16 protein-coding genes and 1 pseudogene are annotated in these 24,070 nt (G+C 42.2%); 7 read left to right on the forward strand and 10 right to left on the reverse strand.

Annotated elements, in window-relative coordinates; all coding sequences use genetic code 11:
* The first annotated feature begins 29 nt into the window (after positions 1 to 29).
* The gene (locus AC6UD6_RS04995; protein ID WP_500695886.1) at positions 30 to 1,745 is read left to right on the forward strand and encodes an ABC transporter ATP-binding protein; all 1,716 of its coding nucleotides are present in this window, start codon (positions 30 to 32) and stop codon (positions 1,743 to 1,745) included.
* Between the two features lie 53 nt (positions 1,746 to 1,798).
* On the opposite strand, the gene AC6UD6_RS05000 is transcribed toward AC6UD6_RS04995, so the two are convergent.
* From AC6UD6_RS05000 to AC6UD6_RS05015, 4 genes are all read right to left on the reverse strand, one after another.
* On the reverse strand, positions 1,799 to 3,157 hold the full coding sequence (locus AC6UD6_RS05000) for a cytosine permease (RefSeq protein WP_500695887.1): 1,359 nt from the start codon (positions 3,155 to 3,157) through the stop codon (positions 1,799 to 1,801).
* Positions 3,158 to 3,429: 272 nt separating this feature from the next.
* Positions 3,430 to 7,155, reverse strand: coding sequence for a helicase-exonuclease AddAB subunit AddA (gene addA, locus AC6UD6_RS05005; protein WP_500695888.1), 3,726 nt, complete (start codon positions 7,153 to 7,155; stop codon positions 3,430 to 3,432).
* Entirely contained in the window at positions 7,142 to 10,726 is a 3,585-nt protein-coding gene (locus AC6UD6_RS05010; protein WP_500695889.1) for a PD-(D/E)XK nuclease family protein, read from the reverse strand. The genes addA and AC6UD6_RS05010 overlap by 14 nt, the downstream gene beginning before the upstream one ends.
* Positions 10,726 to 11,301 carry an NAD(P)H-binding protein gene (locus tag AC6UD6_RS05015; RefSeq protein WP_500695890.1) on the reverse strand — a complete coding sequence of 192 codons (576 nt, stop codon included), beginning with the start codon at positions 11,299 to 11,301 and terminating at the stop codon, positions 10,726 to 10,728. The genes AC6UD6_RS05010 and AC6UD6_RS05015 overlap by 1 nt, the downstream gene beginning before the upstream one ends.
* A gap of 174 nt (positions 11,302 to 11,475) precedes the next feature.
* Between AC6UD6_RS05015 and AC6UD6_RS05020 the strand changes: the two are divergent.
* Positions 11,476 to 12,776 (forward strand): annotated as a pseudogene (locus tag AC6UD6_RS05020) (NCS2 family permease).
* Positions 12,777 to 12,893: 117 nt separating this feature from the next.
* On the opposite strand, the gene AC6UD6_RS05025 reads toward AC6UD6_RS05020, so the two are convergent.
* Complete coding sequence (locus AC6UD6_RS05025) at positions 12,894 to 13,094, reverse strand: helix-turn-helix domain-containing protein (RefSeq protein ID WP_500695891.1); 201 nt, start codon at positions 13,092 to 13,094, stop codon at positions 12,894 to 12,896.
* Between the two features lie 240 nt (positions 13,095 to 13,334).
* Here AC6UD6_RS05025 and AC6UD6_RS05030 point away from each other — a divergent pair, with 240 nt between their 5' ends.
* Positions 13,335 to 14,759: an NAD-dependent succinate-semialdehyde dehydrogenase gene (locus AC6UD6_RS05030; RefSeq protein ID WP_500695892.1), complete on the forward strand. Its 1,425-nt coding sequence runs from the start codon at positions 13,335 to 13,337 to the stop codon at positions 14,757 to 14,759.
* Between the two features lie 96 nt (positions 14,760 to 14,855).
* Here AC6UD6_RS05030 and cls read toward each other — a convergent pair whose 3' ends face one another.
* On the reverse strand, positions 14,856 to 16,328 hold the full coding sequence (cls, locus tag AC6UD6_RS05035; protein ID WP_500695893.1) for a cardiolipin synthase: 1,473 nt from the start codon (positions 16,326 to 16,328) through the stop codon (positions 14,856 to 14,858).
* A 113-nt stretch (positions 16,329 to 16,441) separates the two neighbouring features.
* Between cls and AC6UD6_RS05040 the strand changes: the two genes are divergently transcribed.
* Positions 16,442 to 16,606 carry a hypothetical protein gene (locus AC6UD6_RS05040; protein WP_500695894.1) on the forward strand — a complete coding sequence of 55 codons (165 nt, stop codon included), beginning with the start codon at positions 16,442 to 16,444 and terminating at the stop codon, positions 16,604 to 16,606.
* Positions 16,607 to 17,300: 694 nt separating this feature from the next.
* On the opposite strand, the gene AC6UD6_RS05045 is transcribed toward AC6UD6_RS05040, so the two are convergent.
* The 3 genes from AC6UD6_RS05045 to lepB all read right to left on the reverse strand — a co-directional run bounded on the left by AC6UD6_RS05045 (position 17,301) and on the right by lepB (position 20,463).
* Entirely contained in the window at positions 17,301 to 18,626 is a 1,326-nt protein-coding gene (locus AC6UD6_RS05045) for a C1 family peptidase (protein ID WP_500695895.1), read from the reverse strand.
* A 76-nt stretch (positions 18,627 to 18,702) separates the two neighbouring features.
* Positions 18,703 to 19,713 carry a hypothetical protein gene (locus AC6UD6_RS05050; RefSeq protein WP_500695896.1) on the reverse strand — a complete coding sequence of 337 codons (1,011 nt, stop codon included), beginning with the start codon at positions 19,711 to 19,713 and terminating at the stop codon, positions 18,703 to 18,705.
* A gap of 147 nt (positions 19,714 to 19,860) precedes the next feature.
* Positions 19,861 to 20,463 carry a signal peptidase I gene (gene lepB, locus AC6UD6_RS05055; RefSeq protein ID WP_500695897.1) on the reverse strand — a complete coding sequence of 201 codons (603 nt, stop codon included), beginning with the start codon at positions 20,461 to 20,463 and terminating at the stop codon, positions 19,861 to 19,863.
* 161 nt (positions 20,464 to 20,624) lie between these two features.
* On the opposite strand from lepB, the gene AC6UD6_RS05060 reads away from it, so the two are divergent.
* The 3 genes from AC6UD6_RS05060 (at position 20,625) to AC6UD6_RS05070 (ending at position 23,087) form a co-directional block, all read left to right on the forward strand.
* Positions 20,625 to 21,812 (forward strand): multidrug effflux MFS transporter, encoded by a 1,188-nt coding sequence (locus AC6UD6_RS05060; RefSeq protein WP_500695898.1) that lies wholly within the window; start codon positions 20,625 to 20,627, stop codon positions 21,810 to 21,812.
* A gap of 154 nt (positions 21,813 to 21,966) precedes the next feature.
* Positions 21,967 to 22,482 (forward strand): hypothetical protein, encoded by a 516-nt coding sequence (locus AC6UD6_RS05065; protein WP_500695900.1) that lies wholly within the window; start codon positions 21,967 to 21,969, stop codon positions 22,480 to 22,482.
* An 11-nt stretch (positions 22,483 to 22,493) separates the two neighbouring features.
* Positions 22,494 to 23,087, forward strand: coding sequence for a cadmium resistance transporter (locus AC6UD6_RS05070; protein WP_500695901.1), 594 nt, complete (start codon positions 22,494 to 22,496; stop codon positions 23,085 to 23,087).
* Between the two features lie 19 nt (positions 23,088 to 23,106).
* Here AC6UD6_RS05070 and AC6UD6_RS05075 read toward each other — a convergent pair whose 3' ends face one another.
* On the reverse strand, positions 23,107 to 24,015 hold the full coding sequence (locus tag AC6UD6_RS05075) for an alpha/beta hydrolase fold domain-containing protein (RefSeq protein ID WP_500695902.1): 909 nt from the start codon (positions 24,013 to 24,015) through the stop codon (positions 23,107 to 23,109).
* Positions 24,016 to 24,070 lie beyond the last annotated feature (55 nt).

Raw genomic sequence — 24,070 nt, forward strand, 5'->3', positions numbered from 1 at the left:
TTCTTAAATAAATTAAAAGTAGGAAAATAATGAAAAAGACAAAAATTAATTTCATTAAACTAGATGCCGGCTTCTTCGTTGGACTCGGTTTAAGTCTGATTGGAACAATAGTTTCTTTATTTATTCCCCTATTAATTGGTAAGGCTATCAACATTAAATCGTTACTCAGTCAAAAAAATAATACGTGGACAATTATTGGAATTTTGGCCTTGCTAATTTTTAGTGCCATTTTTACAGCAATTAGTGGATATTTGCTTAGTCGTTCAGGAGCCAAACAAATTGCAAATATTCGCACTCGTATTCAAGATCATCTTCTTTATTTACCAACTACCTATTTTGATAACCAATTAAGTGGAAAACTTTCTAGTAGAGTTATTAATGATGCCTCAATAATTCAAAACTTTACTACTGAAATAATCCCCTCTTCAATTAGTGGAATAATTACTGTGGTGGGAACATTTGCAATTTTATTTTCACTTGATTGGAAACTATCTTTACTTATCTTAATTGCATTTCCACTAGACGCGATGGTTACCATCCCAATTGGAATAATTGATGAGAAGGTTTCAATTAAATCTCAAGAGAAACTAGCTCAAATGAATGAAACCAGTTCTGAAAGTCTTAGAAACATTCGAGCGGTTAAATTAAATAACGCAGAACATAGTATCCAAAATAAATTCAAAAAAGACGTAAATGCTCTTTATCATTTATCACTAAAAATGAATGCAATTTTTGCTATAACAGGTCCAATTCAAACCATGTTTGGACTTTTATTGATTATTATAATCATTTGGTACGGTGGTGTTCGGGTATCAGCTGGAACTCTTTCCATTGGAACCCTAGTCGCTTTTCTAATGTATCTATTCCAAGTAATTGGACCAATTAATGTCATAGCTGATTTCTATGCAAGCTACAAGCAAGCAAAGGGAGCAACAAAACAAATTACTAGAATCTTACAGTTAAGTCCAGAAAATAACTATAAAAATCCTGTTATTAAAAACACTTCAAAAAATTCAGTTATTAAATTAAAAAATGTATCTTTTTCTTATGAAAATCACCTAGTACTAAGTAATGTTTCAATGGATTTTACTCCTGGTGATAAAATTGCAATCGTTGGTCCCTCAGGCGCTGGGAAAACCACTATTATCAATTTATTAACAAGACTTTATCCAATCCAATATGGAAAACTCTTGTTTGATGACAATGACGCTTCTAATTTTTCTATTTCGCAATGGCGTTCGCTTTTTGGAGTAGTAACTCAAGATAACACTATTTTTTCTGGAACATTTTATGATAACTTAGTTCTTGGTTTAGTAAATATCCCAAGCAAATCAGAAATATCAATAGCAATTAAAATTGCTGATTTAGAAAATTGTGTATCATCATTACCAGATGGAATAAAAACAATCATTGGTGAACAAGGACTTAAATTATCTGGAGGACAAAGACAACGATTACAAATTGCTAGAGCATATTTAAAACATCCTAAATTCCTAATTCTTGATGAAGCAACTTCTAGTCTGGACTCTGATTCTGAACAATTAGTAACACATGAAATTGATAAGATGATGACCGGCAAAACAATTATTGCCATTGCACACAGACTTTCAACCATTATAAATGCCGATAAAATATACTTTCTAAACCGTCACAAAATATTAGGCTTTGGAAACCACGAAGAATTAATGAATCGAGTTCCAGAATATCATCGCTTCGTAAATGAACAATTCATTGATAAAAACTAAAAAAGCATCAAATCATTATGTAATGATTTGATGCTTTTTTGTTTGTTATTAAATTAGGCTTTTCGCATTAACTTACTACCGACATAGTAGATAATGGCAATCACAATCATGGAAATGAAGGTGGCTCCAACCGTTGCCTTAATAATTGGCAACATGTTTAACGCAATGTACAATACCACCCCGATTGCGATACATAACATCGCGAACCAGTTAATTCCATTTTTGTACCAATATTTTCCGGCGGGAGTTTCTAAGGCTTTCAAATCGTATTTACCGTCCGACAAGCCAAAGTAGTCAACCACCAAGATGGCAATGATTGGACCAAGGAACATCCCAGTATAGTTTAGAAATGCGGTAAAGGCATCGAGGAAACTACCGTTAATCAAGGGAACCAGTGTCAAAATCATGGACAAGATGGTAACGATGAACAGTGATTTATTCAAACTAATCTTAGGAATCAGGTTATTTAGAGCGGAGCCACCAGACTGAATGTTGACGGCGTTAGCAGTCATACTGGTCAAAACAATGACAACCATCGCGATAACTCCTAGTCCCAATTTATTAGCAACCGTACTAGGATCGGAGTTATTAGGATTAAAGACCCCGGACGTCAAAGCAACACTCAGCGTCGTGCACAGACCGATGATGACAAAACTGACCATCCCAAGAATGGCGCCGACGTACGGGGCCTGGGTGGCAATGCGTTTACTGGAAGTGAACCGGGTAAAGTCAGCTCCACCAACTACCCAGCCAAGCGCAGCTGCAGCAATCGTATCAAGGGCGACCCCAAATGGCATCCGGGCTTTCATTGGAACTTGATACTTGGCAATCTGTGAAAACGAAACGTCACGAAAGACCACGATGACTTCGATAATCACAAAAATAATTACCAAAATCACTCCGATTCGTTCGATAATTTGAACGGATTTGGGACCAGCGATGATACTAAGTAAGTGCAGAATGCTCATGATGATAATTCCAACAATAATCCCAAAGTAACCGCCGGGTTGACCAAACAACGCCCAGCCAAACATACTGTGGAACAGATACGCAAGGGACGTGGCGGCGATAAACGTGTTAACGGCCGTCCACCCCATAAAAAGCGTCAGGTTAATGACTGATGGCACAACACTTCCCCGAATTCCAAAGGGGGCTCTGGACAAGATCGTGGTCGATGCCCCCGTTTGATATCCCATGTAGCCCACCATGCTCAAAAACGCGAAGGCAATTGCTGAAGCAACGATTGCCGAACTAATCCCACCAAAGAAACCAGCGGCGGCAATCACGCCACCAATGAACCAGGTTCCGTTGTTAGCGTTCGCTCCGAACCACGTGGCAAACATATCCCAATAATTCATGTCTCGTTCGGAAATTGGGATTGACTCAAATGCATATTTCTTATTTCGCTCCATTTTATCCTCCAATTATTAACGACTGGTTTGGTTTACTGTCTGATGGTCGTATTTGCAACTTATTTCAAGTATACCACTGAAAGAATCCTTCACAACGAATAATTCGAACACCTCCTCAATTACGAAAATTCTAAATTACATTAAGTAAATCATTAAGTTACCACAAATTTTATCATTCGTTTTTCTTTGAATCAATTAAGTTGGCTAGCTAATATTGTTCGCTTTCTACGAAAATAAAAACGCCAATCACTTTTGACTGACGTTATTATTATTTATTTTTTAGCCCTAACCCGCTGCAAAGTATTATTTGATAGCAGGTATAAATATTCGTCTTTAACTGGTTTACCCAAGATGTCTGATAAAGCAATCCCATAGATATTTACCTGACCACGATACTGGTCAATGATCTTCTTGACACTTTCATCCGGCTTCTTCGGATTAACGAAATCGGTCTTGTAATCAAACAGAACGGGTCCATCGTCTAAATTAAGATAACCATCAATAATTCCGTGGACCAACAACTTTTGTTTTGAATCGTTTTCAAATTCAGAGAAGATTTGGTCGGCTGAAACCAGCAGTGAAAACGGAACTTCCCGATGAAGTTGATCGGGATGATCCTTAATCAGTTTGCCTAGGTCACTTTGATAAAACTCGACAACCGAATCAACGTTGACCTTTTTGGCAACCTCCGGCGTAATTAACTTATCATTAATCAGCTGCGCCAAGAGTTCTGAAACCGTCTCGTGATTAACTGGTTCTTTGACGTTAATCTTCTGCAAAATCAGATGAGTTGCCGTTCCAATCTCCATCGAGTTGGGTTGTCCGACCGATTGCATGAACTGCGGCTGCATAAACGTTGAGTTATTGTATCGCGTTCGTCTTAAAATCATATTGCGACTTTCGGCAACACTTCCCAGCTGAATGTTGTCCGGATCATCAAACAATCGTTTGATTTCCGAAACGGACTGATAGGCCGTGGTGGTAGTAGCTGCTTTGTATGGATATTTGAACCCCATAATCTGCTTAATTTGTGATTGATCAATTTGATCAGCTGGAAGTTCCTGTTCCTCTGTGGCCGACTTTGTTTCGATCGTCCCAGGTTGCTTCAAATCCTTCGCCGTCACAAATTCGACCTTAAAGTTCGTCGGATCCTTCGCCAAAACGTGGGTGGCGTCAACTTTTCCCCGATTCTGATAGTAGTTTGGGTGACGAGCAAGGGCCGCCCCAATCCAGTCCATAAAGTTATTCGCACTACTTCTCGTGGAATGATTTAAGACCAAGTCTGAACTCTGATAGGCACGCTCCCACTTCTTGGTCTCGTCTTCGACCGACTTTTTGTTCTTAACAATCCCAGTGATGTAGAGTTGCTGCTCAGCCCGCGTCAGCGCAACGTACAACTGCCGCATCTCTTCGGCTAGCATACTGTTGTACTCTAAATCATTGATGGCCACGTACTGCAAACTGGGCAACAGTTCATGCTTTTTTTGGTCTAAGTATTTAACCCCAATTCCCAATTTATTATTGAAAATGTAGTTTCCCCGGCTGTCAGAGTTATTGAACTGTTTGGTAGCGTCCATCAAAAAGACCACCGGAAATTCTAGTCCTTTACTACCGTGAATCGTCATGACGTGGACCGAGTCGGTCTCAACTTCTGCAGGGGCCTCCGCTAAATCGTCATCCTTGTCCTGCAGTCGTTTCACAAACTGCACGAAGGCAAACAAACCCTTAAAACTACTCTTTTCGTATTCAGCGGCTCGTTCGTACAAAGCGTGCAGGTTAGCCTGGCGCTTCTTTCCGGCTGGCATCCCACCAACGTAGTCCAAGAAACCAGTCACACTGTAAATGTGCCAGATCAAGTCCGAAAGTTCATGTTTTGTCGCAAAGTCCTTAAAATCATTCAATTGATCCAAGAACAACTGCACTTTTTTAGAAACCAAATTCCCGAATTCGGTTGGTTCCTGTGTCGGATAGTTGTGGTAGAAATCAAGAAGCGACGTGAAATAGTCACCGGTCTTGTGGTTAATTCGCAGATAAGCCATCTCATTTTCATCCATTCCCACGATTGGCGAACGCAGGACCGCCGCGAGCGGAATATCCTGGTAGGGATTATCAATAATCTGTAAGAGTGACATCATAATCTGAACTTCAGTGGTTTTAAAGTAGCTCTCGCCACCATCAATTGAAAGTGGGATCTGTTTTTGGGCAAATTCTTTGGAAATATCTAAGTTATTCTTCCGGGTTGGTTCCAAGATAGCAATATCACCATAACGAATGTCACGCATCTCGTGCGTGGTCTTGTCGTAGATTTGCATCTTCTTTTTCATTAAATCTTGAATTTGATCGGCCACCATTTTGACCTGACCTTCAGAACTATTGTCTGGTTCAAGGGTCAGATCATCGTCATCATGGTCTGAATCATCAACGTACATCATGATATTGGCGTTTGATTTAACGTCATCACCGTAGTAAGTGGCTCCGTACTTCAACTTGGCGTTGCCGGTATAGTTCATTTCACCAAGACCTCGGTCCATGATTTGAGAAAAGACTAAGTTGGTAAAGTCATCGACGTTTTTGGCCGAACGGAAATTATCGGCCAAAACGACCGCCGTATCCGGATTATCGGATTCTTGATAATCGTCTAGTTTTTCCAGAAACATCCCGGGATCGGCCAACCGGAAACGATAAATCGACTGCTTGACGTCTCCTACCATAAACATGTTCTCATGTTTCGGATTCTTCATGGCGTTTAAAATGGCGTCTTGAAGACGATTATTATCCTGATACTCATCAACCATGATTTCATTAAAATAGTTCTGAAACTGATGTTGAATTTCAGGACTGTCCTTGCCCTTCCCCGTCAAAATGTTTAACGCAAAGTGCTCAATATCAATAAATTCGTAGGCGTGCTTTTGTTTTTTGACCTCAGCATAACGCGTCGAAAACGTCTTAACGACGTCCACTAACTTGTTAACGATGGTTTCGGAATGATGAATCACATCCAAATTGTCAGCTTGTTTGGCAAAAAAGTAGCGATTGGTAAGATTCTTTTTGATCGTATCATCAGCATTTTTACGCAGTTCCATGGCTCGTTTCTTGAATTCTTTTTGAGAATCATCCACCTTTTTTCGAGACATGGTTCCCAGTTTAAAATCATGAAATACATCATAGAGGGCATCCCAGTCCGCTGTTTTCAACCGATCGTAAATCTGATTCAACTTTTTAATGTCAGATTCAACCAAATCGGCCCGATCAGACATGGCACCGTTTAAAAATTCCTGACGGGACTGTTCAAGTAAACTAAGGGTCTGCTTCATTTTGTTTTGAAGTTCTGGGAGGAGGTACTTCTGGTAAAACGCACTCCGAGTGATACTACCGTCCATCTGGTACAAGCCTGAAAGCTTATCTAACCACGCCGCTGGATCTCGATCAACGTTTGCGAAATCATAAAGTCCCAGAACCACGTCGGTTAAGCCGTCGTCACCCCGATCACTTGAAAAATTGCGGGTTAATCTGGCAAATGACCCATCCTCATCGTCTCCATACAGGTCTTCACGCACGTCTTCCCAGACGGAATCCCTTAGCATCTCCAGCTCCGTTCGGTCGGCCAAAATCCGAAAGTTGGGATCTAGGTCAATGGCGTAGTAGTACTTCTGGACCAACCACTGACAAAAAGCATCCATCGTTGAAATGTGGGCCACTGACAACTTCCGAATTTGCTTGACCAAGTTTCGTTTTTGCGCATTGTCACTGGTCTGATTAATTTGATCCTGGAGACCCTTTTTAATGCGGTCCTGCATTTCCTTAGCGGCGGCCTTCGTGAACGTCACAATTAATAGATGGTCGACGTCAATGCCGTGTTCGACCTTATTTAGGACTCGTTGAACCAGCACTCGGGTTTTTCCCGAGCCAGCCGAGGCCGACACTAGCGCATTCCCCGGGAACTTTTCCGTAATAGCTTTTTCTTGTTCGGGGGTAAAATTCATACTATTGTTCGCCATTATCACGTGCCTCCTTTCTTAAGAAATCAATCACGTCCTTGTTGTTTCCCATGTCTTTTACAATTCGATAGTTATTTTCAGTTAATAATGGGTCAAACTGCATCACCGGTTTATAGGGAGAATAAATAATCTTGGATTGGTCTTTATACTGAGACGGTTCCAACTTAATGTTTCCGGCAAAAATCTGCTTACCAGCATTCTTAATCCGATCCTCAGTCCGTTTCAGTAGAAGGTCCAAGTCACGTGGTTCAACAATACTGGTCTTGACCGCATTACTGTATAAATCACCCTTACTGGTAAACTGATATGGATAAATATTACCGGCATCGTCAACGTTATTGACCATGTCTTTTAACATACCGTCGTTATTAACCAAGAGGCCCGTGTACTTATGAGCCTTCATCAATGCAGCTTCCAGCTGCTTCGGATCATCAAAATTCTTGACGTCCTGCGGCTTCAAAATCGGGTCAAAGATGTGCATGTAAAGCGCTCCCGCTAACTTCACCTTGTCAGTAGTAGATAGCTTGTCCTGATTTCGTAGCACTGCATCAAGGTAGGTCATCATCTGCATCCGCGTTCCGTCATAGGCTTCCGACAAATCAATCTTCTTTTCACCGGATTTATAGTCGACCACCCCGAGATACTCGGTCCCATCAATGAACATCTGGTCAATCCGATCAATTCGACCCCGCACGTTCACCGAGTGTTGACTGCCTAAATCAAAGTTCAGACCGTCAATGCCATTCGGTTTTCCGGGTTCACCAAAGATGACCTCGGTGTTTTTCGGCCGCATCTTGATATAATGGGACTGGTCTCTAAGTGCCGTCGCCATCTGGATCACGGTTTGAACTAACTGCTTAGCAATGTACTCCATCCGGTTGGAACTCTTCAGGATTTCGTACTGCAGGTTCGGGTCGTTTTCAATAATGGTATCAGTGATTTCAGTTACCATGTTTTTAATCTGTTCGTTGGTTAACTTAGTAATGTCAATGTGTTCGGCATTAATCTTCTTGACCAGTTCATCAAGAGACTCGTGGTAGAACGTTCCCGTACTGCTGGGATCAAGGTTAAACTCGTCTCGTTCTCTTAGTCGCAGTCCATACTTCAAAAAGTATTCGTACGGATCATAGTAGAATTCTTCTAGCTTAGAAATGGAGGTATTAATCGTGTTCCCGTACAGACCCGTCACAATTTGTGGCTTCAAAGAAGCTGGCACGTTCTCATACGTCAGACTGCCAAGTAACTTCTGCGTGATGGTCCGCATCGTTGGGTCATTTTCAAGGTTCGCTTTAATCTGATTCCAAGCCGGACTCAATTTTTTACCACTAACCTTCGCATCGAGTGCGGCCTTGACCAAAAACTTCAGGGTGGCACGCTTGGAACCAATGAACTGCCGAACATCATTAGAATCAGATACTGGCGTCCCACTTACATGTTGCTCTTTTAGGTTAAAATGATCCCTAATTCTGGCGATGTACGGTGAGATGGACTGAGTCACGTCTTCCTTTCCGCCACCCAAGTTGTATGAAAAGACCAATTTATCAGATGGAGTCATGAAGGCTAAATAATTTAAGTAGGGTTCGTTGACCATCTGGGTCTCACTGTTGTCATTTAAATACTGGTCATCAGTAAAGTGATCATTCATCTGGTCACGATCAGCGTCGTTAAAAAGACTATTGTTTTCAATCGTGGCCGGCATGCTATTGTCGTCAGCCCCCATCACAAAGGTCACTTTTTTATCGTTCAATTGGACTAGTCCGGTTTCAGAAATCGTGACCTGATCCAAGGTTGATGGAATCTGGGAGTACGAAGCCCCTTCAAAACCAGCCTTTAAGAGGTCCAGGAAGGTGTCCATCTCAAAGGGATGATCACCCAAAAAAGTAACAAAGTCGTCCAGTAAACCGCACAGTGTGTTCCAAACTTGTTCCGACTGACCAGCTTCCTGTAGGTCACCACGTTCAGTGGCATGATCCTGCCAGTGTTTTAGTTCATTAATTACACCATTTTCATCCAAAAATTGGTACAGCAGGTTGGCAGCATCTTTCCCCGTCTTGGCCTTCGCCATTTTCTTATAAAATGGTGGTAACGTTTCTTTTACAAAGTGGCGAATGACGTTGATGTCAGTGGAGATTTCCTTATTTCGATTTGACACAATGCCCGTATCGTTGTCAGAAACAGTGGCGTACTCCCAGTCTTCGTCCTGAGTCCAACATTTCCCCTCGTAGCCATTTTTTAGGACTAAATTTTCACACAACGAAAGACAGCGACGGTAACGATCAATGTTCATCGGCTTTCCGTCTTGATCCCTTGGCAGTAGTAATTCTGACTTTAGTAATCGCATCACATCGTCGTAGCGGTAATTCCGTTTCCGATCGGTACGATAGATGGAAAACAACGCGTCGATTAGTTCCACTAGGGGATGATTGTCCATGTGTTTCTGAATGTCCACGAAATACGGAATTTGTTGCATCTGAAAAATGGGATCAATGACGTTTTGATACTTGTCCAAATGTCTGGTAACCACCATGAAATCGGAGTAACGAAAGCGTCCCGTGGCAACCATCTGACGAATCATGGTCGCAATGTTCATCAACTCGTCATAATTGGAATCAGCCCGAAAAAGTTCGAGGTCCGAGTTGCCATTCGTGTTCGGCGAAATTGGTGTCCCGACCTGGCTACTTGAAATCCAGTAGTCCTCTAGTTCCTTAATGCCATCACTACAACGACAGTCGCCCGCGTACTGATCGGTCATGATTTTGACCCCGCTTGCCTTAGCGTACTGGTACAACTGGTTGTACAGTCTTCCCGAACGCAAAAAGAAGGCCGAGTTATCGGGCATTTCATTTGGATACGAACGGTCCAAGTTGAGGTCAATCGTGATGTCTTTGGCTTTATCAATCAACGTTTTGACGATGTCTAGTTCCGAAGCAGAAAATTGGGAGAAACCACTGATGTAAAAATGCATCTGGGACAGGTCGGTGTTTAGTAGGTACTGGTTTAACATTGTCAAAGTCTGTGAACTATAGACGTATTTTCCGTCCGTTTTTTTCAAGAATTCGCGATAAATCACGCTAATGTCTTTCAGTTTTCCCTGTAATTCGGGATTAATCGTTCCAGGATCAAGATCAGCAATCTTATCCAACGTATCGGGGTCAATCTTGCCCTGCTGCAGTTCGTTAATCTGATCAGCCACCTGCGAAATAAAACCTGGTTGGGCTCCTTCACCCTTAAATACGGATAATTGCTCTTGTTGATTTTCAATAATCTGAAAAATAATCATGTTGATGGCATCTTTTGAAAGCCGAGGTAGTTGATACTCCTTACTGTTGCCGAGAAAATACCACATCAATCGCGAAAAGGAAAAAACCTGGACCCGTGTCTCAGCAAACGTGTTCTGCTGCTTATGATTCAATTGTTTCAGCGTCCCTAGTTCGGACTCAAACTTAATATGGTTCGGTACCAAATAAAAATATGCATCGTGTGGATGCTGCTGCATGGACTGATCAAGATTTCCGACCACTTTTTTAAAATGGTCGTTACTGGCTTTGCCTAAGACAAATTGTAGTGCCATTATGCTTTCCTTTCTGAACGCTCCTCAATGAGTGCTTGTGACTGATTGATAAATTTCTCGTTCACGATTGCGTCAATTACAAAATGTGCAACCGTTTCATGGGAAACGTCTCCAACTGGAACGGACTTTCCTTCTTCAATCGTATGACCATCGTTGTGTTTGGTATTAACTACGTTAACCAAGCGAAAAACAGTGTAGGGGATTTCCGATTCATCAATGACTTTTATGGCATACTGTTGCTGCTTTAAAAATTCAGAGACGTCATCGACTCCCGGATAATCAAGTTTTCCGTCAACTTCTTTGTCAATGCCTGCTACCGAAAGAAAAATAACTCGTTCTAGTTGAAGGCGGTGCGAATAAATCACGGAAAACAACGCTTCCATGTCCAAATCAACGTCCATCGGTCCCAGAAAAGAAACCACGATATCAACATCCTTTAAGTGTCCCCGATACGTCCGTTCCTTAGTAAAATCGCCCGCGGTAATCTCAAAAACCTGAAATTTATTACTTCTATTAAAGTAGTTAAAGACCATTTGTTCGGCCGGAGTATTTCCTAATAATAAAATCTTCTTCATCTCTAAAACTCCATTCATACTCTAATTCTAACAAACATGTCAACGGACGTTAATGCACGATTTTTGCCTTGTAATTAGTATCGTTCGTGATTTGACACATTTTAACTTTGTGTTATCCTATTATCGTAATTCGTTTTTGAAAAACCGAATATTAATTTGATAGGAGTTGTGGAAATGGCTAATCGAATTGCCTCGTTTTTTCACTTTCAGGAATTAGGAACTAACTTCACCCGTGAAACGGTTGCGGGAGTTACGACTTTTGTTTCCATGGTGTACATTTTATTCGTAAACCCGAATGTTTTGGGTGCCGCAGGAATGGATAAAGGTGCCGTCTTTACGGCAACGGCCCTCGCCTCTGCCTTTGGCTGTTTCCTAATGGGAATCATCGCAAACTATCCGCCAGTCTGGGGCTCAACGCCTTCTTTGCGTACTCCGTATGTATTGGGATGAAGATTCCATGGCAGACCGCACTAGCCGGCGTGTTTGTTGCCTCCATTCTTTTCGTCATCTTGACCTTGCTCAAGTTGCGAGAAAAAATCATTGATTCGATTCCATCTGACTTAAAGTCAGCCATTGCTGGTGGGATTGGCCTGTTCATTGCCTTTTTAGGATTAAACAATGGTGGGCTTGTGGTTGCTAACAAGTCCACTTTGGTGGGTCTTGGTTCGTTCAGTAACCCTCTTACTTTACTGACGGTTGCCGGCTTAGTCATCACCTTGTTCTTGATGGCCGCTAACGTTCCAGCCTCAATCTTCATTGGGATGGTTGCTTCAGCCGTAATTGGAGTCCTTTTCGGATTAATCAAAATGCCTACCGGAATCGTCTCGGCAGTTCCCAGCATTAAGTCCACTTTCCTAGTAGGACTATTCAATGTTGACAAGATCAACACGCCCCAGTTAATTGTCGTCGTGTTGACGTTCCTTTTGGTAACCTTCTTTGATACCGCCGGAACGTTAGTTGGATTAGCCGAACAGGCTGGTTACATGAAAAACAATAAAATTCCACGAATCGGCCGTGCTTTAGGTGCCGACTCGGTTACCATGCTGGTTGGTTCACTTCTTGGAACTTCGCCAATGGGTGCCTACGTGGAATCATCAGCCGGCATTGCGGTTGGTGGTCGTTCTGGATTTACGGTAATTGTGACCGGAATTCTGTTCTTGTTAGCAATGTTCTTCTCGCCACTATTGACCGTTATTACTAGTCAGGTGACAGCTCCCGCACTGATTATCGTTGGAATCTTGATGGCCAAGTCACTTGGTAACATTCATTGGAACAAGTTTGAAGTGGCAGCCCCAGCCTTTCTGATTGCAATTGGAATGCCACTAACGTACAGTATCTCTGACGGAATTGCACTTGGTTTCATCGCCTACCCAATTACCATGATTGCCGCTAAACGTGGTAAAGAAGTCGGTTGGATGATGTACTCGTTAGCAATTATCTTCCTAGTCTTCTTGTGGATACTAAACATTAAATAACAAAAAGTCCCAAAATGAATTTGAAAGTTCATTTTGGGGCTTTTTTAAGAAATAGTAATACTAAGTTTTTTACCTAACGCCGTCGCAATTTTTGAAAGCGTCTTTACACTAACGTTATCACCCCTTTTCAACGCGGTTAACAGTTGACTGAGGAATTCTAGCCTTTTTAGCAAATTCTCTTTGAGAATATCCCGCATCTTTCCGTGCTTTCATAACTGAAACAGCACCTTCTAATTTGCCTTCTTCTTTTTGAACCCCACTCTTAAAGCTGGGTTCTTTTTTATCTCTATCTAATACATACTTTTCTAACTTATTCATTATATTCTCCCCTTATCAAGTATATATTTATTTTTTGTTCTTTTCCCACTTGCAAGATTTTTGTATCTTTTTCGTAAATATATAGGTAAATAATTTTTTCAAAACAATTAAGCCAATTTCATTGTAACCGCTTCCGAATGGATTATACTCAAGGTGAGATCCGAGTTAGCTAACTGATTCTCATAGTTATTTGGTCACTAAAGTTTAATTCAAGTTTATTTATAATAAGGGAGAGTTATTATGGCATATGAGACTGTAAATCCATTTAACAACGAAACAATTAAGACTTATCCAAACGCTACCGACGCAGAATTAGAGCAGGTGCTTAAAACTGACGAAGCGCTTTATCAAAAAACGAAAAAACAAGACATTAAAAAACGAGCTAAAATCCTTCACAACGTTGCCAAGGCTTTGCGTGACAACAAGGACGATCTAGCTAAGACCGCTACCATTGAAATGGGCAAGTTGTTCCGCGAATCTCAAGGTGAAGTTGAACTTTGTGCCATCATTGCTGATTGGTTCGCCGACCATAGTGAAGAATTACTTCAACCAAAGGCCATTTCATCAATTGTAACTGGTGAGGCCGAGGTTCATTATCATGCCCTTGGAACGTTAGTCATGGTTGAACCCTGGAACTTCCCTTACTACCAAATTATGCGAGTCTTCGCTCCCAACTTTATGGTCGGAAACCCAATGATTTTAAAGGATGCATCCAACATCCCAGACTCAGCTCAATCATTTGCGGACGTTATCAGAAAGGCTGGGGCACCAAAGGGCGCTTTAACCAATATGTTCCTATCATACGGCCAGGTCACAAAAGCCATCGAAGACAAACGGGTTCAAGGAGTAGCACTAACTGGCTCCGAACGAGGTGGCTCATCCGTTGCTGAGGCCGCTGGTAAAAACCTCAAGAAAAACTCAATGGAACTGGGTGGAATGGATCCATTCCTGATTTTAGATGACGCTGATTTAGACAAAGCGGAAGACATTGCTTGGCGGGTTCGTCTCTATAACGACGGTCAGGTCTGCTGCTCTGACAAACGTTTCATCGTCATGGACAACGTCTACGACAAGTTTGTTGAGAAATTAAAGGAAGACTTCAGCAAAGTTAAAATGGGCGATCCAATGGACCCATCCACAACGCTTGCTCCAATGAATTCCAAGAAAGCTAAGGACAAACTTCAATCCCAAGTTGATGCCACCATTAAAGCCGGCGCTAAGGTAGTCTATGGCAATGAACCAGTTGATCTCCCAGGCCAATTCTTCATGCCAACCATTCTTACCGACATCGACAAGTCTAACCCTGGTTACACCACTGAATTCTTTGGTCCAGTTGCTTCGGTCTACAAGGCCCACAGTGAACAAGAAGCCATTGACCTTGCAAACGACAACCCTTATGGACTAGGTGGAATCGTCTTCTCTGGCGATCCCCAACACGGCGCCAAGGTTGCCGACCAAATTGAAACCGGGATGGTTTTTGTCAACAACTTCCTTGCTTCCCTTCCAGCCTTACCATTCGGTGGTGTGAAAGGCTCTGGCTACGGGAGAGAAATGAGTGACATTGGACAAATGGCATTCGTCAATCAACAATTGATCGTTACTGCTCAAGAACCAGATATGCATAACCTGGCAGGTGCACTGGTTGCCACTGATCCTGAAAAATAAATCAAACTAAGAATGAACTTAAATAATTCATCCTTTTTAATAAAGAAGAGTCTAGATCGTTTGATCTAGGCTCTTCTTTATTTTTAAATTTGAACGTTAGAGAATTGGGGCTAACAAACGGCTAAAGTGCTGCTTGAAGTTTAACCACCATGACTCTGATTCAAACATCTTTGTTGTTTGAAGGGTACTATTCTTCAAGTCCTCTTCAAAAATTGCTCCCATTTGTTTTCCAAATGCTTCATCATAGGTAAACGAATTAATTTCGAAGTTTAGTTTAAAACTACGATAATCCATGTTAGCTGACCCAACTGAGACAATTTTATCATCAACTACCACCGTTTTAGCGTGCATAAAGCCGTTATTGTAGTAGTAAACTTTGACCCCCAGTTTGGTTAACTGACGTGCATAGTACTGGGTGGCCCGGTATACGAACGGATGATCTGGCATGTCTGGCACAATGATTTGGACGTCCACTCCCGACATGGACGCAATCTTCAGGGCGTCTAAGACCGATGGGTCAGGGATTAAATATGGCGTAGTAATCTGGACCTTGTGTTTGGCCATTTCAATCATCTTAATGTAGCCAATCTTAATCTGTTCCATACTGGTATCAGGGCCACTGGAAACAATCTGCATGACCGCTTCACCGTCGGTATGAATGATTGGATAGTACTTCTTGATCATTTCTGGGTTGTTGGGATTAATTTGGAGTTTCCCATCAGTGGCGTTCCAATCCAAAATAAACTGGGACTGGAGTCCATAAATGGCGTTTCCGTGAATTCGAATTGAACAGTCTTGCCAATTGCCAAACTTCTTACTCCAACCCATGTACTGGTCGCCGATGTTAAAGCCACCGACGTAAGCATGCTCACCATCGATCACTAAAATCTTGTGGTGATCTCGAAAGTTAACCCGAAAATCAAAGAAATTAGAATGGGTGTGTAGAAATGGGTAAGCATGGCCACCCGCTTCAAACAGCGGTTTAAAGAACTTCTGCGTGGTTCCCATCGAACCCCATGAATCATAGATGACCCGGACGTCAACGCCCTCTTTGGCCTTCTCAACCAATGCCGCTAAGACCTTTTTCCCAATTTTATCAGCATAAAAAGTGTAGAACTCAAGGTTAATGGAACTTTTCGCGTTCTTAATGTCAGAAAACATCTGATCCATCAACTTATCACCATTAGTGAAAACATCAATCTTGTTGTTGTCATAGAGTGGCGAGGTATCAGAATTCATAAACATGCGAACCATGTTAGCCGACTCCCACGCAATCTGTTTCGATGGTGTGTCAGCATCTTTCGGCTTTTTAAGCATTGCTTTTTCTTCACTAAGTTCATGTCTCACGTGTTTTTTCACGCTACCCTTTAACCGGAAGAACTTACTCTTAGGTAGTTTTCTCCCAAAGAAAGCGTAGATAATGAAACCTAGTAATGGTAGAAATACCAGTACTAAAAGCCATGCCCACGTTGCGGCGATGTCTCGTGGTTGCCTGAACACGGTAATAATCGCAAAAATCGCATTACCGATGACGATAATGTGCCAAATTAACATCCAATCAATTGCCATTGTAGATCCTCCTAGGTTTTATACGTCTATAATACATAATTTTAAAAGACTTTGCTTACTTTTTTGCTAACGATGGATTAAAATAATATGTACTTCGCATGAAATAGCAGGTGATGAAAATGAATTCTTACTTTGTCCTCGGACTACATGGTGTGCACAGTTTCTCGATTCTTCATCGATTAGTCAACGCCTTGATTGCCAATCCGCAGGTCGCAACCGTGGTCTTTGCCGCCATAGTCATCGCAATCTTAGTCTATCAATTGTTTTTGAAAAAATAAAAGTGTTTCATAGTTGGCGATTAGTAAACATCGCTCACAACTACGGAACACTTTTTTATGTTTCATTTATATCGATAATGATGATTAATTGTACTCTGAACACGTTGATTGATGATTAACAAGAATGCCAAACTGGAGAAAAGCAGTATTAGCATTGGAAAGTAATCGATGGGAAGGCTTACGAGTACCAAAGATAACGATCCAAATATCATAAATTCAACGACGTACAATCCAATTTTCAAAAACCACTTCATCTTACTCTCCCACCTATTCTACTGCTTGTTTAATAATTATTGATGCAAATTATACAAGCAATATAAATCGATGTCTACCGCTTAGTAGCGGTGTTTTGGAATTTTAACCCGCTGTTAAATGGATTGTAATAGTGTATAATGTCACAAACACTTTTTTCATGTCAAAACAACGAATGTAAATCTAAAAAAATAGGTAACCTACTGTGAAACGAACTTACGTTAAAACCAAAAATGGAATATTTACGTGTTTTTACCAATAACATTTTGTGATCAATAACTGTCCTAGCTATGCATCCCAATAATGATTCATTAAAGTATGAAGCCATTGTACTGGCAGCTGTATATCAATGCGACTGCTTTTTTATAATTATATATTATCATATGGAATAAAATAATCCATAAAAAACACCCTCCACATCGGGAGGGTATTAAATCAATTTTTATTGTAATGAATCCCATGGATCCAACTTGATTGGAGCTTTCTTCAGAACCTCTTTTTGGGTGTGCTTTAGATAACTCTTCTTAACAACCACTTCGTAAACGAAATCCTGCATCCATTCGTCGGTCATTGCGAAGTAGCCGTCGTCTCCCACCTTTTTGCCCCAACTGTTTTCAACTTTCCATTTCGTTGGAACGTCGTTGATTAAATCAACACCGGTCAATGTCATGGCGTGGGAAACTTCAGCTTCGTGGTACTTGAGGCGTTCAGCCTTGGTCATGGTCATGTTTACATCAAATAAGGCAGATTGACGGTAGAGTTTGCTATCCAAGTAACCCTTTTGTCGGTTCATTTGATGCAAAACATCATTTCCAAACCAAACAGTCTCGCCATCTTTAAGTTGCTTAATGGCGGCTTCCTTCAGTTCGTCCATTGGAGCGTTCAAGAACTCAATTGGCATGCCACCCTCAACGTTGTTCTGACTTGGAAGGGAATACATCTCATCCATTTTCTTGTCAGGTGAGTTGGTTAAAACGACATAATCGTTTAAGTCAACGCCGATGTACTTGTCGTAAAACTGTTTGGGAGTCAAACCCTGATCCAAATGATATTTCTTATCGTCATCACGATATTCAAGGTCAAAAGTCTTTGGTGGAACACCAAACGAATAGGCGGTCATTCGGTAGACCTCTGTCATCATCTTCTGTTTCATTTGGTTGATATCGTCGTCTGAGGCATCAGAATTAACCAAGTCTCTGAGGACCATCCCGTCGTGACGTAACTTTCGATCCATCACCTCATCGTAGTCGGTGGTGTCATCGGTGACGGCCGTTTCTGGAAAAGCCTCTTTGGGCATAACGCCGTACTTTTGGACCAGTGCCGCTGCCATTGCCCATTGGCCACCGTCTTCACCCGGCATGCTCAAGTAAAAGTCAACGTCCCGGTCACTCGTTGGTCGATCGGCCAATGCAATCATCCGGTCGTAAAACATATTCGCCCGTTCAATCTTGTCCCAGAAGAACAGGTAGTTCTGGGATAACTCAAAATCTTTCTTGTTGTACTTGACCGCAAACTTATGTCTCAAGGTGTTTAACAATGAGAATAGCCAGCAACGGCCACTATGTTTCTGATTAGAAACCGTTCCCGTATCAATGTCGATTGAGAAGGTGCGGTTCAGACGCACCGCCGTCTTAGGGTCCTCTGAAGCCTTATCAATCCCGTTGGTCATGATGGCCCGTGAGATCACTTCATTTTTTGGTTGCACTTCCAGATCGGCCTGCATTTGATCAACGTCATCTGGTGTAATTGGGTGGTTAAATTCTGTCATTATTTTTGTCCTTTCTTTCGATTAATTAGTTAATTGTAATTCTAAGTCTCAACTAATCGTTTTACAAGCGAAGGGACTAAAAATTAGGATTCGTCATCCGCATCAGTTCGGGACCTCGGTTTACCAGTAGCATGCCCTTCCCGTTTTCAAACGACAGTCCCTCAAACTCGCGGTGACCGTCGGTAATAGTCGTCCGGATGTCGCTGGTCTTTAAGTGGCCTAACTTATTGACCGGAATTCGCATGACCCCACCATTAGAAACGAGGTAAAGGTTATTATTCTGACCGTTATACGCCAGTGACTGAGGCACAATCCCAGGAGCGTGTCGGATTAACTGCGGAATTAGTTTGAACTTAGCTCCCCGTTCGTTAATCTGACCGCGATAAATCTTGACGGCTCCCCTTGGAGCGATGCCGTGATGAGTAATGCTGTAAAAATACGCCCGACCGGTTTTATCAAAGGCGAGGACCATTCCCATTGGAACCTTACCAGGAATGGTCGACTGAACCTGTGCTCTGACTTTTTGTTCTGGCTTTAAAGTCTCCATGTTCAGACGTTGGACAACCGGCTTAAACCCATTCTGTTTGATAAACCACATCTGTTTATTCTTAGGGTTATAGGCCATCGACTGCCCGTGCCCCGTGTGAAAGACGGGCCCAACCTTGATGGCGGCCAATTCGGTCTTACTATGACGAAACTTCCCCATGTAGCCTGGCAAGTCAAATCCCAGTTCGTTTAGCTTTTTTAAATCATAGCGCACTACGAACCCGGTGTTGGAGCCACCGTAGAAGGTGTACATAACGTACGCATACTGTCCGTGTAGCACCACACTCTGTGGATTACGCATCAGCCGGTGATTGCGGTCGTTCAAACGCGCGTGTCTACTGGTATAAGTAGGTAAAAAGTATTGGGTAACAAAGTCAGAATGACCGTCACCCCGAATCGTATGTAAAGTATTCGGATAGTTCTCATTTGGTTTATAGGCCGATTCGTATGGATAATAGCCCCGTGAGTAATCCTTGTTGTCAACTACCTGATAGGCGTGTGCTTGTTTTGATGATTGGGTCTCATTTTGATTTGATTTCATAAATTCTAAAAGGTAAAAAATGACGACCAATCCAACAAAAAGCAGACACATCACAAATAAAAGCCTCTTCATCAATCCCTTCATATAATCCCCCAAAAATTAATTTAAATAAAAAGCTCATCATAAATATGAAGAGCTTTTATTGATTTAATATCCTAATTCATTAATATTATACCGCTTTTGCTTGGTGGTACTCCATGGGAAGGTCTTGACAACCCCAACGACCTTCTTCTTTGGAACAAAGCCCCAGTAACGGCTATCGTTTGAGACGCTCCGGTGGTCACCTAAAACGAAGTACTCTCCCTTTGGCACCTTTACAACGCCCTTATTCTTAGGCCAGTTCTTGGATAAACTAGTTAGATCCCAGTCACCAGGCATCCGGTTGTAGTAAGTTCCCTGTTGCTGCTGACTCTTACTGATGTAATCCTGGTTAACCTTCTTGTTGTTAACGTAGATAATGCCACCCTTAAAGGCAACAGTATCACCAGGAAGTCCAATCACCCGCTTAACGTAGTCGGTGTTTGGGGCAGCAGTGGGATCCTCCCCTGCCGCATTAAATACAACGACACTTCGATGCTTAATCTTCGCCTGTCTGAAGACCATGATCCGTTCTCCATTTTCAAGGTTCGGCTGCATCGATGGTCCATCAACCTTGGCCAGCGTAAATAGATATTGTCTGATTATTAAGGCTAGGATCAGTCCAATCACAATCGGAATCACCCAACTCATGACGCTCTTAAAAAATTTCATTTCAGATTCTCCTCAATCATTATGTATAATTTTATTCTATCACTAATGATTTGTCAGGGATGAACTCCATCCCGAAAATTTCCTTTATATATTTAGTAAGTATACCTTATAATAGCAATTAGTGCGTCATTGATCGCAAATTTTTTACTAGGGATGAAAAAATGGAAACAAAGAAAAGTTATGTCATTTGGTTAGCGGTCTTACTTGGGATCGTTAGCGCAACTGGTCCACTCTCAATGGACCTATACATGCCAGCGCTCCCACAGATGATGGCAACGTTTCACACCAACGCCTCCATGATGCAACTAAGCATCACTGCTTGTCTGATTGGCCTGGCGGTTGGACAAGTCATCATCGGCCCCTTAAGTGACCATTATGGTAGAAAACCACTACTAATCATCGGTTTTGTCCTATTTAGTGTCTCATCTGCGATGATTGCGTTCATTCCCAACGTTTACGCGCTCATTAGTTTGCGACTGGTTCAGGGAATCGCTGGAGCAACCGGTCAGGTCATTTCTAGAGCCGTCGCTCGTGACATGTTTTCAGGAAAAATTCTGACTCGTTTCTATTCACTATTAACCGCTGTTAACGGCATCTTCCCCATTATTGCTCCCATCTTTGGTGGTTTAATCATCAAAATTACCGACTGGCAGGGAATCTTCCTCATCTTAGGGGTGATCGGAATCGTCATCATTTTCATGTGCCTCTTTGGCATCCCTGAAACTTTGACGCCCGAAAACCGCAGCACCGGTTCTCTTTTTCAATCCGAAGTGCAGATGTTTTACCTACTAAAGGACCCTAAATTTCTCCGCCTTGTGCTCGCAACCGGACTGGTTTACGGGTCGCTATTTAGCTACATCTCTTCCTCTTCCTTTGTCTTTCAGAATCAGTTCCACATGTCAGTCACCGAATTTAGCTTCTTATACGCCATAAACGGAATTGCCATTGGGATTGGTAGTGCGTTGCCGGGTCGTTTGGTAATGAAAACCGACTCCATCACCCTATTAAAATGGTTCATTAAGGCCACCATCATCACTAGTTTTATCCTAATTCTCAGTGCCACCTGGTTTAAAAACCTGTTAGTGGTTATTATCCTAGTCTTCATCATTCTCATCTTTATCGGTGCCATGCTGACGTTATCCACGACCGTCGCCATGAACGCTGCCAGTAAGAACGCCGGTAGTGCCTCTGCTCTCGTGGGTCTAACGCAAAACGCCATGGGTGGAATTGTTTCGCCACTCGTTGGTATCATGGGTGAAAATACGTATTTACCAATGGGACTCATCATTTTAATTGCCATGATTCTGTTTAACTTATTGTTGGTCAGACCAAAAACTGTGAGAAAATAAAGCAAAATCATTAATTTTTTCTGCAGGTTTTCTTCATGTTTTCTGCAGGTTTTCAGCACCCTTAAGTACCCAAAGACTATCAAATCAACGTTTTTACATCATCTTTTCTGCAAGTTTTCTGCAGATTTATTCTATCAATAAGGAGAACACCCCCATGCTCACCACCAAAAACAAACGCTTCGACTCCTTCTCACTTGTAGTCGGACTCTACTTTTTATTTGTTGCGTTCCTCCTATTTATCCGACCAATTGGCTCTTTAATCACCATTATGGCACTTGGAACCCTACTAGCCGGAATCTATCGCTACGTTCTGTACTACGAGTTGTCCAACTATTTCAATGTGATTAATAAGACCCTGATAGTAACGGGAACGATTGAACTCGTAATCAGTATCATCTTGTTTTTTCATCAATTCTTGAACTTTCACGTGGTCCTGATCTTAATATTTGCCTGGATAATCGTGGACTCCCTCACCGAACTTTTAACGGTCAGATTCATTCCTAAAGTTCGGAAGTGGTACCACGCAGTCGTGATTGGCCTCGGGATGTTGGGCATCATCGTTTCAGTGGCCCTCACCATTCTGTCATTTGTCTCCACCTCAGAAATGGTCATCTTATTGGCCTTGTTCTTCGTCGCCGATGGCATCGTCATTGCCGTTCGAGCATTTTAGGGAGTGAATTAATGATCGAAATTATTTTCAGCTCAATCGTGGCTTATTTTTCAACCAATCTGGATTACTTACTCGTCTTGGTCCTCTTGTTAGGAGCTTATAAGAGCCCAAAGTTGGTCCTAACTGGTGACTTAATTGGAACGGTAGGATTAACTACCCTACCGATGGCGATTGCACGGATTCTCGGGGCTGTTCCCCAGATGTGGATTCTCGGCCTTCTTGGGATCTTCCCCATTTTATTTGGAATTAAGGAGTTATTTCCACCCAAACCCCACTCTAGTAGTGACATCAGTACCAGTAATGGATCGCAATTCAAAACTGTGATGAAAGTCGTGGCGATTACCATCACCGCGTGTGGTGCTGATAACGTTGCCGTCTTCATCCCCATCTTCATCCGAAAGACTAATCTAGAATTACTGGTGGCCCTAATCACCATGCTCATCATGGCGGTCATTTTTTTCTTTTGTGCCATCCTCATTGAGGACAACCAACACATCAAGAAGCTGTTAGGAAAATACGGCCGTTACCTGTCATCAATCGTGTACATCCTTTTGGGAGTCTCCGTTTTAGTTCAAAACGGAACGATTGCCCATTTCTTTCATTAATTAACAAAAAGGCATCCCACTAGGATGCCTTTTTGTCTTGTTTCATAACTCGTCTCATGAACTGATCCTTCTGGTCAAACACGGTCTCATTCATAAAACCACTCGGACCATGGGGAACGCCGTCAACAATGTGAACCTCAACGTTCGGTTTGCCAATGAACTTGATGAGTTCAGCCGCCATGTTAATCGTCTGAACGTAAGGAACAACGCGATCACCAGTTCCCGCATACAGAAGTGCCGGAACCATTGCTTCATTTAGGTACGTCACCGGATTGGCCTCGGCAACTAAATCAGGAACGTCAATCGGTCGGTGAAATCCCAGCATGGCACCCTCAAAAGAGTCGGCGTCACCGGTCTCATAAAAATTGGGTTTTTGACCGAGCGCCTCAAACTCCGGCTTTAAAAGGTCCATTTCGTACAATCCGTACGAAGAAATCACGCCATCAACCTGACTCGAGTAGTCAAAATGACTACCAAAATCACTTTCAAGGTGGCCACTGGCTTCAGAAGCTGCCAGTAACATCGCTAATTGAGCCCCTGATGATTCACCCATCATGAAAACTGCGTTACTATCAAAGTGATAACTATCAGCGTGAGCTTTCACGAAGCGCACCACGGCTTTTAATTCGTAGATTGCGGTGGGAAATGGTTTCATGTAACTAAGCGAATAATTGGGGCTGACAACCGCGTAACCGCGCTTTAACAGTTCCAAAGCACCGTTTAATTTAAATGAACTCTTCTGTCCAAAGTACATCCCACCGCCATGCACATCAATGATGACCGGATAACGGTCCCGCTTTTCGTTTGGGAGGTAAACGTCAAGTTTGTGTCGTTTGCCTTCCGCATAGGCCACATCGATGAACTTGCGGTCCACGAAGTCAGAATCGGCTGGTGAAAATTTATGTTCACGTTCAATGAATTTAACCATTTTAAGACTCCTTTGAAGTAGTTAATTTTATGATAATTCAAAAGCAGAAGGGCGG

The organism is Fructilactobacillus sp. X8R2C1, from assembly GCF_059900955.1.